Below are 12,845 nucleotides of genomic sequence, written 5' to 3'. Positions count from 1 at the left end.
CGAGGATTGCGGCGCGAAACGCTCAGGAAACTTGCGGTCAGGGCTTGCCCGGAGCGCTTGCTCGGTTATCTATGCCCCCGAACCGGCGTGGCCGTGGGAAACCCCGCGTTCCGAGTTTCGGACTGAATGAGGTTAATGGTTTAATGGCCGAGAACGACGACAGTCTGTTTCGCGAAATCAAAGAAGAAATTCGCCGCGAGCAGATGGAGAAAATTTGGAAGCGTTACGGCGGCCTGATCCTCGGTGCTGCAGCACTGATCGTGCTTGGCGTTGCCGGCTTCCAGTATTGGCAAACGCACCGCGTTGCGTCGGAAGAGGCCGCAGGCGCTAAGTTCGCCGCCGCCGAAACGCTGAGCGACGACAAGAAGAAAGACGAAGCCGACAAGGCCTTCCAGGCGATCGCTGACGGCGGTCCGGCCGGTTATGCAGCGCTCGCAAAATTGCGCTTGGCCGGCGCCGAGGTGAAGGAAGGCAAAACCTCAGACGCCATTGCAACTTATGACGCGCTCGCCAAGCAGCCGGGTGCGGATCGTCTGTTGAAAAGCTTTGCAGAACTGCAGGCGGCATCACTGCGGATGGCCGATGCCGACTATACCGAAATCCAGAATCGCCTGACACCTCTTATGGGCGATGGCGAACCCTTCGCCAATACGGCGCGCGAATTCCTTGGAATTGCCGCTTACAAGGCCAAGAAATACGACGAGGCACGAAAGTATCTGGAGCCGCTTCTGATCGATCCGAATGCATCTGCCGACCTGCAGGAACGCGTTAAGATCATCATGGGAGAGATAGCGGCGGCTGAGGTCGCAGCGAAAAACCCGGCACCTGCAGCAACGGCTGCTCCGGTACCAGGGATTTTGGCGCCAGAAGCCACGGCACCGGCAACGCCAGCTCCTGCCGCTTCGGCGGCGCCGGTCAAACCGGCCGAGCCGGCCACGACGACGGAGGCGCAGCCCAAGACGGGAGAGGCTGCGGGAACCGATAAGAAATAAGCCGCGAAGCGGTTTGAGGGAGATTGGGGTTGAGATCAGGGGGAAGGCAAATGCGCTTCGGCGCCGCGTCGCTTTTGGCGGTCGCTGCCGCCGTTTTGCTCGCCGGCTGCGCCAGCGACGGGCCGACGCTTCCCAAGATCAGCGAACTCAATCCGTTCAAGACCAAGCAGACGCCGCTGCCCGGACGCCGGATCCCGATCGTGGAAACGACGGAAAGCATTGGGTCCAATCTGGCGGAGGCCAACAAGCCCATCTCGCTGCCGTCGCCGCGTATGAACCAATCCTGGTCGCAACCGGGCGGCGACGCCAACAACGCCCCCGGCAATTTGGCCCTGACCGGCTCGCTGCATCAGCTCTGGAGCGCCAGTGCCGGTGAAGGATCGTCGAAGACCGGCCGCGTCACCGCCAGTCCGATCGTCTTCGGAGATCGTATCTATACGCTCGATGCCGCCGCCAACGTCGCCGCCTTCACCCTGACGGGCAGCAGCGTTTTCACCGTTTCGACCAAGCCTGAGACCACTGTCGGCCTCGGCGGTTATGGCGGCGGTCTTGCCGCTGATAACGGCCGCCTGTACGTCGCCAACGGCTACGGCGTTGTATCCGCGCTCGATCCCGGCACGGGCAAGGCGATCTGGACGAAAAACCTCGACGTGCCGGTGCGCGCTGCACCGACCGCAGCCGGTGACCGGCTTTACGTCATCACCATCGACGGGCGCTTTTACTGCTTGAGCGGCATCGACGGCTCCGAACTTTGGGCGGCACGTGGCCTGCCGCAGAGCGCCAGCCTCATGACGTCGACAAGTCCCGCGGTAGACGGCGATGTTGTCGTGGTTCCCTATCCGTCCGGTGACATCATGGCGTTCAAGCTGTCCGACGGCTCGACCGTCTGGACGGAAAATTTGGCCCGCACGCGCCAGACCTCGCAAATCGCCTCGATGAGCGATGTCGCGCGCCCTGCAATCGACGACGGCGTCGTCTATGCGATCGGTCACGCAGGCCGCATGGTGGCAACGCAGGCGAAGTCCGGTGATCGGGTCTGGTCGTTGAGCATTCCCGGCTCTGAGCCGCCGTGCGTGGCGGGAGACACCGTGTACGTCGTCGATACCGGCGGCCGCCTGATGGCGCTGCAGAAGTCCGACGGCAAGACCCGCTGGCTCACCCAGCTTCCGGCCGCGAAAAACTATGCCGGTCCCGTTCTGGCCGCCAATACGCTCTTCCTGGTGTCGAGCACGGGCGAGGTGGTCAGCGTCGATCCGATGACCGGCAAGGTTGGGGGTACGATGCAAATCGGCGATAAGGTTTATATTCCCCCCATCGTCGCCCAGGGTCACATGTACGTTTTGACCGACTCCGCAAAACTCATCGCTCTCAACTGAGAATTGGGTTAGGAGGGCATGTTCGCCTTGCCGCGGTACCCCCGCGCAGGCGTTCTTCCCATGTCCCCAGCAGCCCCGGTTTCTCTTTTGTCGTCGTCCCCAGAAATGCCTGTTGTCGCAATTGTCGGCCGTCCGAACGTCGGCAAATCGACCCTGTTCAACCGCCTGACCGCGACGCGTGCCGCGCTCGTCTCCGATTTACCGGGGCTGACGCGCGACCGTCGTGAAGGTATCGCCAACCTGTTTGGCGTTGACGTCCGCCTGGTCGATACCGCAGGCCTTGAGGAGGCGCAGCGCGGCTCCATCGCTGATCGCATGCGCAAGCAATCGGAACAGGCGATCTCGGAAGCCGATCTCGTGCTCTTCGTCATCGATGCCCGCGCTGGCGTCACGTCGGCCGACACCGGCTTCGCCCGCATCGCGCGGCAGTCCGGCAAGCCCGTCGTGCTTGTCGCGAACAAGGCCGAAGGCAACAAAGGCACCGACGGCGTGCTCGATGCTTTCTCGCTCGGCCTCGGGGCGCCGATCGCGATTTCAGCCGAGCACGGCGAAGGCATCGGCGATCTCGCCGAGGACATGTTGGCCGCGCTGGGCTTGAAGTCCGCGCCGACGACGAAGAAACGGCGCAAGGGTGATGACGCCGAGGAAGAAAAGCCGATAGAGCGCCCGGCAGTCGTCAAGCCGATCCGCGTTGCGATTGTCGGGCGTCCGAATGCCGGCAAGTCGACGCTCGTCAACGCGCTGCTCGGCGAAGAACGCATGATCACCGGACCCGAGCCGGGCCTGACGCGCGACAGCGTCTCGACCGATTTCGAATGGAAGGGGCAGAAGATCCGGCTGTTCGATACGGCCGGGCTTCGCCGTAAGGCGAAAATTACGGAGACCGCCGAAAAGCTCTCCGCCAGCGACGCCGTCCGCGCCATCCGCTTCGCCGAAGTCGTTGTGCTTCTGATCGACGCCGAACGTCCGTTCGAGCATCAGGATCTCACCATCGGCCATCGCGTGACGGAAGAGGGCCGCGCCCTCGTCGTCGCAGTCAACAAGTGGGACCTCGTCGAAGAAAAGCAGAAAACGCTGCGTGAACTGAAAAAGACCGTTGCCGAAAGCTTGGCGCAGGTTCCCGACGTGCCTTTCGTCGCCATTTCGGCGCGCTCCGAGAGCGGGCTCGACCAGCTCATGACGGCAATCTCCAAGATTTACGCGACCTGGAACCGCCGCGTATCGACGCCGCAACTGAACCGCTGGCTCAACGAAGCTTTGAGCCGCCACTCGCCGCCTGCCGTGCACGGCAAGCGCATCAAGATCCGCTATGTCACGCAGCCCTCGACGCGGCCGCCAACGTTCGTTGCCTTCTCGCAGCGCGCCGAAGCGCTGCCGCAGTCCTATGTGAAGTATTTGACGAATTCGCTGCGCGACACGTTCGATCTACCGGGCGTGCCGATCCGCTTCAGCCTTCGCAAAGGCGAGAACCCGTACTCGAAAAAATGATTGGCAGAGTGGCGCTGCGCTTATGAGTGGCCGCGCGCCTGGGCGAGAAACGAGGAAAGTCGCAGCGGGAGGGGAGCAAACAGCAGCGAGAATGCTCTCGAACCGCCACGCTCCCCGCCCGCACGGGCGTCAGCCGATTAAAACTGGCGCCGCTCCGGACGGGGTTAGATAGGGTACCTTGCGCCGACGTCAAGAGGTGGCGCGAGCGTCTTGCTTTTCGCCGTTGCCTGCGCCATCCGAGACGTATGGACGTTTTTTTCTACCACCTCGAACATCAGCCGCTTGATCGTGTGCTGCCGAGCCTTCTGGAGAAGACTCTGGCGCGCGGTTGGCGTGCCGTCGTCCAAGTTGGAAACGAAGAGCGCCTGGAAGCTATCGACCATATGCTTTGGACCTACACCGACGACAGCTTCCTGCCCCACGGCACCGCACGCATCGGCCATTCCGGCGATCAGCCCGTCTATCTGACGACGACCGACGAGACGCCCAACGGCGCGGGCGTTCGTTTTCTTGTCGATGGCGCCGAGGCGCGCGAATTTGCGGGCGCGGAACGCTTCGTCTACGTCTTCGACGGAAATGATGCGGACGCCGTCGCCCTGGCGCGCAGTCAGTGGAAAGCAGCGAAAGCAGCGGGTTGCGCTGTCACCTATTGGCAGCAGTCGCAAAGCGGGCGATGGGAGCAGAAGGCGTGAGCCTTCGCAGAAACGATCCCTCAGCATGAATTACCATCACGATTATCACGCCGGAAATTTCGCTGATGTCTTGAAGCACGTCATTCTGGCGCGCGTCGTGACGTACATGAAGCAAAAGCCGAAGCCCTTTCGCGTCATCGACACGCACGCAGGCGCTGGGCTCTACGATCTCGAAGGCGACGAAGCGGCGAAGACGGCCGAATGGCAGGACGGTATTGCCCGCATCTTCGACGCCGAGATGCCAACGGACGTCGCCGGGCTTCTGGAGCCTTATCTCGATGCCGTGCGCGCCGTGAACGGCGTCGGTCTCAAACACTATCCCGGCAGCCCGCTGATCGCGCGCCACCTGATGCGCGATGAAGATGTTCTGGTCGTCAACGAGCTTGCAGACGTTGAATTTCAGCGGCTCAAGCAGGAATTCCGCCGCGCCAAATCGACGACCGTGCTGAACATCGACGCCCGGCATGCGGTGAAATCACTGCTGCCGCCGAAGGAGCGTCGCGGCGTCGTGCTGATCGATCCGCCATTCGAAGACCGGAACGAATTTGCAGATCTCTCGACAGCCATCGACGAAGCGCTGACGCGTTTCGCGACTGGGACCTATCTCATCTGGTATCCGCTGAAGGATGAAGCGGCCGCCGATCGGTTCGTCGCCCTCACAACCTCAAAGCCCGGACTGGAATATCTCGATGCACGGCTCTGGGTGGCAAAGCCGTTTCCTGGCCTCGGGTTGACGGCAACCGGAATGCTCGTTCTCAATCCGCCTTTCGTCTTGAAGGCCGAGCTTGAGACGCTGCTGCCATGGCTCGAAGAGCATCTCGCAGAAGGCCCCGGCAGTCGTTTCGCGTTGCAAGCCAGCGTTCAATAATGAGTCTCGTCGTTGCTCTGCAGCATTTCGCCTTGCAAGAAGCGCACATTTACAGGATAAATTGCCGCACGCTAAGGCGGGCCACGGCACGGGAGCTCCCGACGCGTTCGACGTGACCGGAAGCGTGTTTGTGCGATCCGGTAGGGAGGCGCTTGGAATTTTCCGGCTCCGCAGTCCGCCACGGCTGTCGATGCGAAGCTATTTTGCTTCACTCGTCGGCCGGGCTGCCAGGAGACGATGCATGCGCCAGACAGGTACCGTAAAGTTCTACAATTCCCAGAAGGGCTACGGCTTCATCAAGCCGGATGCCGGTGGCAACGACGTGTTCGTTCACGTCACCGCTGTCGAGCGATCGGGAATCGGCGAGCTCAACGAGGGAATGCGAATTTCGTTCGAGACCGAACCCGATAAACGCGGCAAGGGACCAAAAGCCGTCGATCTGCAACGCGCAGGCTGACGTTCTACGAGGCCGAGCTTGCGCACGCTGCGGCCTTCGGTTGCGGCGTTAGAAAGAGTCGTGCCTGCATCTGTCGATCGTTCCACGTCGCATTCCCCGCGGCGCCAGAACAAGCAAAAACAATTCGGCTTGCGGCTGATCCGCAGCGTTCCTCGATAAAAAGCGATAGATAACAAAAAGCTCGCCGGGCTTCGCCTGGCGAGCTTCTGCATGTGAAGATGGGTCGAAGCGTTACTTCGCGACGGCGCCGCGGAGAGCCCCGACGATCGCCATCAGGACGCCACCACCCACGCCGCCGCCAAGGATTTGCGTGACGATTGAGACGGGATCGAGCGCGCCGCCCGCCACGGCCGTATGAAAGACCTGCTCGAGAATCTGGCCGCCGATGCCGCCGCCGACGATCCCGGCAATGGAATTACCGAGCGTCCCGAGGCTGATATTTTTCATCAGGCTGCCGGCGACGTTGCCGCCGACGGCACCACTGATGAGCTGGATAAGCAACGGAAGATATTCCATGTGAGGTCTCCACGAGCTAAGTGGGACAACGGCGAGCCGTGCGTTTACCGCATCGATAAGCTGCGCACCCAGATGGGTTCCCACACAGGGAATCGTATCATAAGACCTGCGACAGGACGTCCTTGGCCAGCGTTCATCACGGCGTATCAGGGGATGCGTGTTCGAGAAGTGACATACGGTACCGAAATAAGGCCGGAAAACTTTTCTTGAGGCAGCGCAATGATAAATATTCGTAACTTTGCGCTATATAGGATGACCACGTGAACGGCGGCGGAAAGGCCAAACCATGATGTCGAGATTGATTTCAGCCTTGATCGCGGGCGTATGCCTCATCGGGTTGGTCGCGCCGGCCTTTGCCGACCCCGAGGACAACTACTCGATCCGCCGCAAGAAGGGCGGGTACTCGTACGACAAGTCCGAGTCGGTGAACACGTACGGTGGGCCGCGCAAGCCAAAAAGCGCGCCTCCCGGACCGCCGGACTTCCGCGATCAGACGCCCTCAGGTCCTTTCGATAACAGCTTCTTCTTCGACTCGGGCGTTGGCAGCCTTTACGGCGGTAACTCACCGTATATGCACTAAAAACCCTGACGGTTGTCGGTTTGGGAAGGTTGCAAGCCAGGGGCCGCGGTATCGCGGCCTTTCGCATATCTGTGGCTTTCGCGGCTTAGTGCCAGAATCCTGTCAACTGATGCCGATGCGCCACTCGCCCTGGTGCCGCCATTGTGCTGTCAATATAAAGGCCGCATGATCCCAGGGTGGGCTATGAGGGAGAACTTCGTTATGCGCTTCTCGGGCAAAATCTTTGCCGCATTTGGCTTGGCCGCAACCATCGCCGTTGCCTCCGCCGCGTCTGCGAACGCGGAATGCAAGCGCTACGGCTTCTCGGTGAATGACTACGGCAAGGATGGCCCGACGAACGACGCTAAGAGCCTTCTCGACAAACTGATCTCCGACAAAATGGCGGAGAAGGGTGTGAAGGACTATCACACCGGCAAGAAGAGCGTGTCTTGCGAGCTGTTCCTCAACTTCATCGTGTTCGACGAGCACACCTGCACCGCAGAAGCCACCGTTTGCTGGGGCGGCTCGAAGCTTCCTGGCGCTGAGAAAACGTCAGCCGAAGACGTCGCGCCCGCGAAGAACGACGAAACCGCGTCGGAAGAAAAGCACGACAAGAAGAAGGCCGTGAAGGAAGCTGCGGTACACACCGAAGCCGCTCCGGTTCACAAGACGGCGGCTGCTCAGACTGTGCCTGATCCCAAGTCGCTCATTTTTCGCAAAATGAAGAAGCCCGCCGGGAGCAAAGAGGCCTCCGCGACATCGCCAGTCGAGACGGGCTCTCTCGCTGAGACAAAGCACACGACGCACAAGTCTGACGACGTCGCGCCGGTCAAGGAGACGAGTGGGGGCGAGGGTTATCCGACGCCGGAAGCGCCGGCAGACGGCGACGCCGCGCAGTAAGCGCAGCCACTGTACCGACCAGATAGCGCGCCGTGGCGGATCAAGCTGCGGCGCGAATTTCTTGCAGCTTTATTTCGATAATTTGCCGGTTGTACGGCTTCAGCAGGAACGTATCTGCTCCACGCGAAATCGCGCGCTGAATTTCGAACGGATCATTTTCGGTGACCATGTAGATAATGTACGGACGCGCGCTGCGCGGCAGCGCTCGAATCTTTTCGAGCAGTTCGATGCTGTTGGTCTCCGGCATCCGCCAGTCGAGCAAAATATAATCCGGCGTTTCCGATCTAAGCCGCTCCATCGCTGCGATGGCGCTATCGGCTTCGCTGACGCGGAAGCCGAGGCTTTCGAAAATGAGGCGCGTGTATTTCCTGATAATTTCGGAATCGTCGATGACGAAGCAATGCTGCATGTAAAGAGCTTCTCGTAAGCGAGGCGTTGCCCAACCGGCAGCAGGGCAACCGGAAACTCAAACGAATGCGTCAAAAGATGCCTCTAAACTGTTAAGGGCCTCTTAAGACGTATGGCAGAATCCGGTCACCCAGCTGAACATCGGGCCGCTCTCAGCTTGCGGGTTTTGCAACCAGCAAAATGTCGGCGCCGTCCTTCAGGATTTCGAGCTTCATCCCGGCGGTCGGAGCGATTCGCCACGTGTAGTAGGCCTGGATGGTGATGGCATCGAGCGCCAGCGGATTGCCGGCGACGAAATCCGTCAGGTACTGAGGCGGCCGCGCGCCGGTGCCCTTACAGCGAATGAGAAATGTTGGCTGCTCGAACGAGCCGCCGATCGACACGTCGATCTCGCCGCCGCGCGGCAATGCCGTGACGGCCGAAGCAATGAGATTGAGAAGAAGCTTGACCTTGTCTTTGGGAACCAGACCAGGCGCGCCGCGCCACGTCAGCTTGTGTTTCCCTTGGGTGATGCCCACAAACCCACGAGAAATTTTCTCGGCCGTCGTCAAATCAATGACGCTACCTGCCGAGCCAGCGGCGCCAAAAGCGAAGCGTGCGAATTCGAGCCGGGCGGAGGCTTGCTCCGTCACGTTACGGATCACGGTCATCGCATAGCTTTTCGCCTGCTGATCGTCGTCCTCGTCAAGGATTTCCAAACCGTTGACGATCGCACCGACCGGATTGATGATATCGTGGCATATTTTGCTAGAAATCAGCGCTGCAAGTTCAAGATCGGTCGGCGGAACGCGCTGGTCCATCATTAGTCCTTCGTCGTGATCATTGTGTCGCTACGTTGCGGCAGTTTAAGCGCGACAGCGCGACGCGAATACAACGTGGCCGCTTGCGACAATGCCCTATGCTCTGATACATGCGCCGTACAACGGTTGCCAAGTCTTGTAGCCGGTGGGGTCATTGACCTCCGTTTTTCATGGAAGACATGAGTCTTGCGCGCCACGGTTTGAGCCGCGGCGCGATAATCGCATTGATGGCGCGAGCATCTCTCGCGCAAAATGATTCGGGTTGAGGTTTTGAAGCGCGCGATGGTGCCGATCGACGTCAAAGACTACGACGCTCTCATCGCGGCATTGCTTCCTGCGGTTCGAGAAGCCGGGCGCCTTGAGATGGCGCACTTCAACAATGGCGTCAGTTTCGAGCAGAAAGCCGACCGCACGCCTGTCACCGTCGCCGACAAAGAGGCGGAAGCAATCATTCTTGCCGCGCTCGCGCGCATTGCACCCGACGTGCCGGTCGTGGCGGAAGAAGAAATCGCCGCGGGCAAGGTCTGCCATTACGCCAGGCGTTTCTTTCTCGTGGATGCGCTCGACGGAACACGCCTCTTCATTCGCCGCAAGCCCGAGTTCTCGATCAATGTCGGCTACGTCGAAGACGGCAGAACCAAGTTTGGCTTGATCTACCTGCCGCCGTCCGAGCGTCTGTTTGTGACGCGCCCAGACGGCGCGTACGAAGCCCACATGCCGATCGCAGGCGACGTGCCGTTCGCGGCCTTGCGTTTCAAGCGGCTCACAACGCGAAAGCCCGATCCCAATGCACTCGTGGCCTTCAACAGCCGCGGCGCGGGGGCGGCAAGCTCGGGTCTGTTGGCGCTGCTCAAAGTGCACGATGCCAAGCCGATCGGGTCGTCGATGAAGTTCTGCCTGATCGCGGCCGGCGAGGGCGATCTTTATGCGCGCTTCGGCGAAACCTGTGAGTGGGATACGGCAGCCGGGCAGGCGATCCTCGAAGCCGCTGGTGGTTCGGTCACGACGCTTGACGGCGCACCGCTGACCTACGGCCATTATGATCGCGCGTTCCGTAACCCCCATTTCGTCGCCTGGGCACGCCAGCCCCTGTGGCGCGGAGCCGTTGCAGAATTGCCCTCCGTAGGCGCATAGACAACGCGAATTAGCCATACTTTAGCAACGAATACTCGCGATTCTGTATCCTAGGATTCGAGTGGCCCTCGGTCATGGGTGGCCTGCGCGTTCGCGCGTAGATGGCTTGGGGCGCAGTTCAATCTCGAACGCAATGAGAAGAGGGAACTCGCCGATGCGTTTCGGCTTCGAGGGAATCTCGCGAATAGCACCTGCCGTTTTTCGGGCTCGCAACTGCGTGCCGGGTCTGGCGTTGCTAGCTTGTCTGGCGTTCGGCGGTTCGGGCGCCAATGCCGTCGACGATGCTTATCGGCCGCCTGAGGACTCTTATTCAGGCCAAGGTTATTCGGGCCAGGGTTATTCCGGCCAAGGCGGCAGCGATGCCTATCAGCCCGATAATGGCTATCAAGGGAACAACCAGAGCAACTATCAGGCTCCCCCGCCAAGCCCTTCAGGCGGGGCTTATCAACCGTCGCCCTATAACGGCGCGCGCGGTCCGGACAGCGATCCCGGTGGTTATGGTGCGCCCTATACGCCGCCGCCGAGCGCAAGTCGCGACTACAATTCGGGGCCGCCTCCCGGAGACGGGCCGCCGCGCGATTCATACTCGCAAGACGAAATCATCCACGCCGGCAATAAATTCTTTGGCTCCATCAGTGGCGGTCTGGCGTCGGCCATCGAATGGACGTTCCAGAAGGCGGGGCGGCCGAATGGCTACATCCTCGGCTCGGATGCGGGCGGGGCGTTCATCGGCGGCTTGGCGTACGGCGAAGGTATGCTTTACACCAAGGACGCCGGAAACTTCAAAGTTTACTGGCAGGGTCCGTCGGTCGGCTACGATTTCGGCGGTGACGGCTCCAAGGTCATGACGCTCGTCTACAACCTTCGCGATCCGTCCGACATTTACGAGCGTTTTGGCGGCGTCGAAGGCTCAGCTTATCTCGTCGGCGGTGTAAGCGTGCAACTTCAGAAAGCCGGACATGTCACACTGGCGCCGATTCGGGCCGGTGTGGGGCTGCGACTCGGTGCGAATATCGGCTATTTGAAGTATACAAGAAATCCAACTTGGAACCCGTTCTGATTGCAAGCAATGCACGCGGCACGAGTAAAATATTGCAGGGAGGCAGAAAACCGGGTTTCTCTGTCGCTTAAGGGACGTTTGGAGCGGCGGGGGCCGCGAAGTTATTCATTTCAGGACGAGTATCCGTGATCAATCTGTATGCCGCGATGCTCGTCACGTTGGGCTTTCTCGTCGCGGCCCTGATTGTCGTTGTCCTGTTGCCGGCCTACCGGCGGCGCATCGAGCGCTTTACGGCCGAAGCCCTGAAGCGGACGCTTCCCCTCACCGAAGAAGAAATTCGCGCCGACAAGGATCGCCTGCGTGCCGATTTCGCGATGGAGGTCCATCGCCTGGAGTCGAAGCTGGAGGATGCCGGGCTGATGGCAGCCCGCCAGCGCGTCGAGGTCAATCGCCGCGACGCCAAGATCCAGGAACTTTCCGAAGCCATCGCCGATCAGAAAATGAGCGTCGAGGAGCACGAGAACGCCCGGCGTGTGCTGGAGCAGGCGATTCTCGATCGCCTTCCGAAAGTAGAACAGCGCCTGTCCGAGACGCGCAAGCTGCTCGCGACCCGCGACCGCGAGATCAAGACGTTGGCAGCCACCGGCGCCAAGCAGGCGGCCGCTCTCGAAGAAGCATCCCAGCTCAACAAGCAGCGCGAGCGCGAAATCGCGCAGTTGCGCACCACGCTTGATACCCGCGCCGTTCGCAATCGCGACAGCGTGAAAGGCGCAGCCGCTGACGCCAATGTCGCCCTGCGCACCGAGCTTGAGGCTTTGCGCGAAAAAAGCCGTGAACAGGCCGCCATGATCGAGCGCCTGCAGGCCGCCGGGAAAATGGCGTCGAACAGCGAGCAGAGCGCCGAGATCAAGCGCCTGATGCTGGCCCTGGCGAAAACGGAAGCCGAGCTCAACGGGATCAAATCGGGCCTCGATGGCGACGACGCGGAGCGCATGGCCCTCGAAGACCGCATCGCCGATATTCAGGTCGCAAGCGACGCGAAGTCCACCGAGATCGCCAAATTGAAGGCCATGCTGCAGGCCTACGAGGATCGCGAGCACCCGCCGGCCGACTTCGCCCAGAAGGCGGACATGGGCGCCCTGCAAGCCGAGATCGATCACCAGCGCCAGGTCATCACCGAGCTTCGCGCCGAAATTGCCGCCGGGCAGGAGCGCCTGTCGCGGCAAGCCATCCGCTTCCATGAAGAGATGCGGCGCGTTGGCCCGGCCGGAGAAAATGGCGCCCCGGCGACGCCGCCCGAGCTTCCTCGACCATCGCTTGCCGAACGCATTTCCGCCCCCCGACCGCCAAAGCTCGCCGCCAACGATACCGAGGGCTCGGCTGCCAGCGAAAGCGCCCGTGAGCCGCGCCAGGGATCATCGCCGATACGCGCCCTCAAGGTGCCCTCAAACGGCGCTGGGGACGTCCCGAAAGCGGATCTCGACGGACCGCCGCCACTTCCCGCAAGTGATGCGGAACCCGCCCAGGGTGTGCAGGGCGCATCGCCCCGCCGGCCCCGCCTGCTTGAGCGCATCAGCGGCGTCGATAAGGGCTAGTCGCCGCGGAGCGGCATAGGCGCTATTCGATTGCCCAGTGCCGCCGGATTGCGGCACCGT

Annotated in this window: 14 protein-coding genes; 11 read left to right on the top strand and 3 right to left on the bottom strand. The window is 61.2% G+C overall.

The window, feature by feature from the left end; translation table 11 throughout:
• Positions 1-143 precede the first annotated feature (143 nt).
• From HYP802_RS22540 to HYP802_RS0117875, 6 genes are all read left to right on the top strand, one after another.
• Positions 144-992, top strand: coding sequence for a tetratricopeptide repeat protein (locus tag HYP802_RS22540; RefSeq protein ID WP_013948793.1), 849 nt, complete (start codon positions 144-146; stop codon positions 990-992).
• A 50-nt stretch (positions 993-1,042) separates the two neighbouring features.
• On the top strand, positions 1,043-2,368 hold the full coding sequence (locus HYP802_RS0117895; protein WP_013948792.1) for a PQQ-binding-like beta-propeller repeat protein: 1,326 nt from the start codon (positions 1,043-1,045) through the stop codon (positions 2,366-2,368).
• A gap of 60 nt (positions 2,369-2,428) precedes the next feature.
• Complete coding sequence (gene der / locus HYP802_RS0117890) at positions 2,429-3,856, top strand: ribosome biogenesis GTPase Der (RefSeq protein WP_244420897.1); 1,428 nt, start codon at positions 2,429-2,431, stop codon at positions 3,854-3,856.
• A 245-nt stretch (positions 3,857-4,101) separates the two neighbouring features.
• Complete coding sequence (locus HYP802_RS0117885; RefSeq protein ID WP_013948790.1) at positions 4,102-4,548, top strand: DNA polymerase III subunit chi; 447 nt, start codon at positions 4,102-4,104, stop codon at positions 4,546-4,548.
• A gap of 25 nt (positions 4,549-4,573) precedes the next feature.
• Entirely contained in the window at positions 4,574-5,416 is an 843-nt protein-coding gene (rlmJ, locus tag HYP802_RS0117880; RefSeq protein ID WP_013948789.1) for a 23S rRNA (adenine(2030)-N(6))-methyltransferase RlmJ, read from the top strand.
• Between the two features lie 241 nt (positions 5,417-5,657).
• Positions 5,658-5,873 (top strand): cold-shock protein, encoded by a 216-nt coding sequence (locus tag HYP802_RS0117875; protein ID WP_013948788.1) that lies wholly within the window; start codon positions 5,658-5,660, stop codon positions 5,871-5,873.
• A 231-nt stretch (positions 5,874-6,104) separates the two neighbouring features.
• On the opposite strand, the gene HYP802_RS0117870 is transcribed toward HYP802_RS0117875, so the two are convergent.
• The gene (locus tag HYP802_RS0117870) at positions 6,105-6,389 is read right to left on the bottom strand and encodes a hypothetical protein (RefSeq protein ID WP_013948787.1); all 285 of its coding nucleotides are present in this window, start codon (positions 6,387-6,389) and stop codon (positions 6,105-6,107) included.
• A 286-nt stretch (positions 6,390-6,675) separates the two neighbouring features.
• Here HYP802_RS0117870 and HYP802_RS0117865 point away from each other — a divergent pair, with 286 nt between their 5' ends.
• Both HYP802_RS0117865 and HYP802_RS0117860 read left to right on the top strand, forming a co-directional pair.
• The gene (locus tag HYP802_RS0117865) at positions 6,676-6,969 is read left to right on the top strand and encodes a hypothetical protein (protein ID WP_013948786.1); all 294 of its coding nucleotides are present in this window, start codon (positions 6,676-6,678) and stop codon (positions 6,967-6,969) included.
• 201 nt (positions 6,970-7,170) lie between these two features.
• Entirely contained in the window at positions 7,171-7,848 is a 678-nt protein-coding gene (locus tag HYP802_RS0117860) for a hypothetical protein (RefSeq protein ID WP_013948785.1), read from the top strand.
• 40 nt (positions 7,849-7,888) lie between these two features.
• Here the strand turns inward: HYP802_RS0117860 and HYP802_RS0117855 are convergent, their stop codons facing one another.
• Positions 7,889-8,257 carry a response regulator gene (locus tag HYP802_RS0117855; protein WP_013948784.1) on the bottom strand — a complete coding sequence of 123 codons (369 nt, stop codon included), beginning with the start codon at positions 8,255-8,257 and terminating at the stop codon, positions 7,889-7,891.
• A 151-nt stretch (positions 8,258-8,408) separates the two neighbouring features.
• Complete coding sequence (locus HYP802_RS0117850) at positions 8,409-9,059, bottom strand: histidine phosphotransferase family protein (RefSeq protein ID WP_029671082.1); 651 nt, start codon at positions 9,057-9,059, stop codon at positions 8,409-8,411.
• Positions 9,060-9,308: 249 nt separating this feature from the next.
• Between HYP802_RS0117850 and HYP802_RS0117845 the strand changes: the two genes are divergently transcribed.
• From HYP802_RS0117845 to HYP802_RS0117835, 3 genes are all read left to right on the top strand, one after another.
• Positions 9,309-10,190, top strand: coding sequence for a 3'(2'),5'-bisphosphate nucleotidase CysQ (locus HYP802_RS0117845; RefSeq protein WP_013948782.1), 882 nt, complete (start codon positions 9,309-9,311; stop codon positions 10,188-10,190).
• A gap of 154 nt (positions 10,191-10,344) precedes the next feature.
• The gene (locus HYP802_RS0117840) at positions 10,345-11,250 is read left to right on the top strand and encodes a DUF1134 domain-containing protein (protein WP_013948780.1); all 906 of its coding nucleotides are present in this window, start codon (positions 10,345-10,347) and stop codon (positions 11,248-11,250) included.
• Positions 11,251-11,375: 125 nt separating this feature from the next.
• The gene (locus tag HYP802_RS0117835) at positions 11,376-12,785 is read left to right on the top strand and encodes a hypothetical protein (protein ID WP_013948779.1); all 1,410 of its coding nucleotides are present in this window, start codon (positions 11,376-11,378) and stop codon (positions 12,783-12,785) included.
• Positions 12,786-12,845: the final 60 nt, after the last annotated feature.

Source organism: Hyphomicrobium sp. 802 (assembly GCF_000526135.1).
Classification (GTDB): Bacteria; Pseudomonadota; Alphaproteobacteria; order Rhizobiales; family Hyphomicrobiaceae; genus Hyphomicrobium_B.
This window is presented reverse-complemented; position numbering and strand designations above follow the sequence as displayed.

Bases quoted from the DNA above. Each gene is read 5' to 3' on its own strand.
- der (WP_244420897.1), top strand. From the start codon at position 2,429: ATGTCCCCAGCAGCCCCGGTTTCTCTTTTGTCGTCGTCCCCAGAAATG.
- HYP802_RS22540 (WP_013948793.1), top strand. From the start codon at position 144: ATGGCCGAGAACGACGACAGTCTGTTTCGCGAAATCAAAGAAGAAATT.
- HYP802_RS0117895 (WP_013948792.1), top strand. From the start codon at position 1,043: ATGCGCTTCGGCGCCGCGTCGCTTTTGGCGGTCGCTGCCGCCGTTTTG.
- HYP802_RS0117875 (WP_013948788.1), top strand. From the start codon at position 5,658: ATGCGCCAGACAGGTACCGTAAAGTTCTACAATTCCCAGAAGGGCTAC.
- HYP802_RS0117840 (WP_013948780.1), top strand. From the start codon at position 10,345: ATGCGTTTCGGCTTCGAGGGAATCTCGCGAATAGCACCTGCCGTTTTT.
- HYP802_RS0117865 (WP_013948786.1), top strand. From the start codon at position 6,676: ATGATGTCGAGATTGATTTCAGCCTTGATCGCGGGCGTATGCCTCATC.
- HYP802_RS0117860 (WP_013948785.1), top strand. From the start codon at position 7,171: ATGCGCTTCTCGGGCAAAATCTTTGCCGCATTTGGCTTGGCCGCAACC.
- HYP802_RS0117845 (WP_013948782.1), top strand. From the start codon at position 9,309: ATGATTCGGGTTGAGGTTTTGAAGCGCGCGATGGTGCCGATCGACGTC.
- HYP802_RS0117850 (WP_029671082.1), bottom strand. From the start codon at position 9,059: ATGATGGACCAGCGCGTTCCGCCGACCGATCTTGAACTTGCAGCGCTG.
- HYP802_RS0117870 (WP_013948787.1), bottom strand. From the start codon at position 6,389: ATGGAATATCTTCCGTTGCTTATCCAGCTCATCAGTGGTGCCGTCGGC.
- HYP802_RS0117855 (WP_013948784.1), bottom strand. From the start codon at position 8,257: ATGCAGCATTGCTTCGTCATCGACGATTCCGAAATTATCAGGAAATAC.
- HYP802_RS0117885 (WP_013948790.1), top strand. From the start codon at position 4,102: ATGGACGTTTTTTTCTACCACCTCGAACATCAGCCGCTTGATCGTGTG.
- rlmJ (WP_013948789.1), top strand. From the start codon at position 4,574: ATGAATTACCATCACGATTATCACGCCGGAAATTTCGCTGATGTCTTG.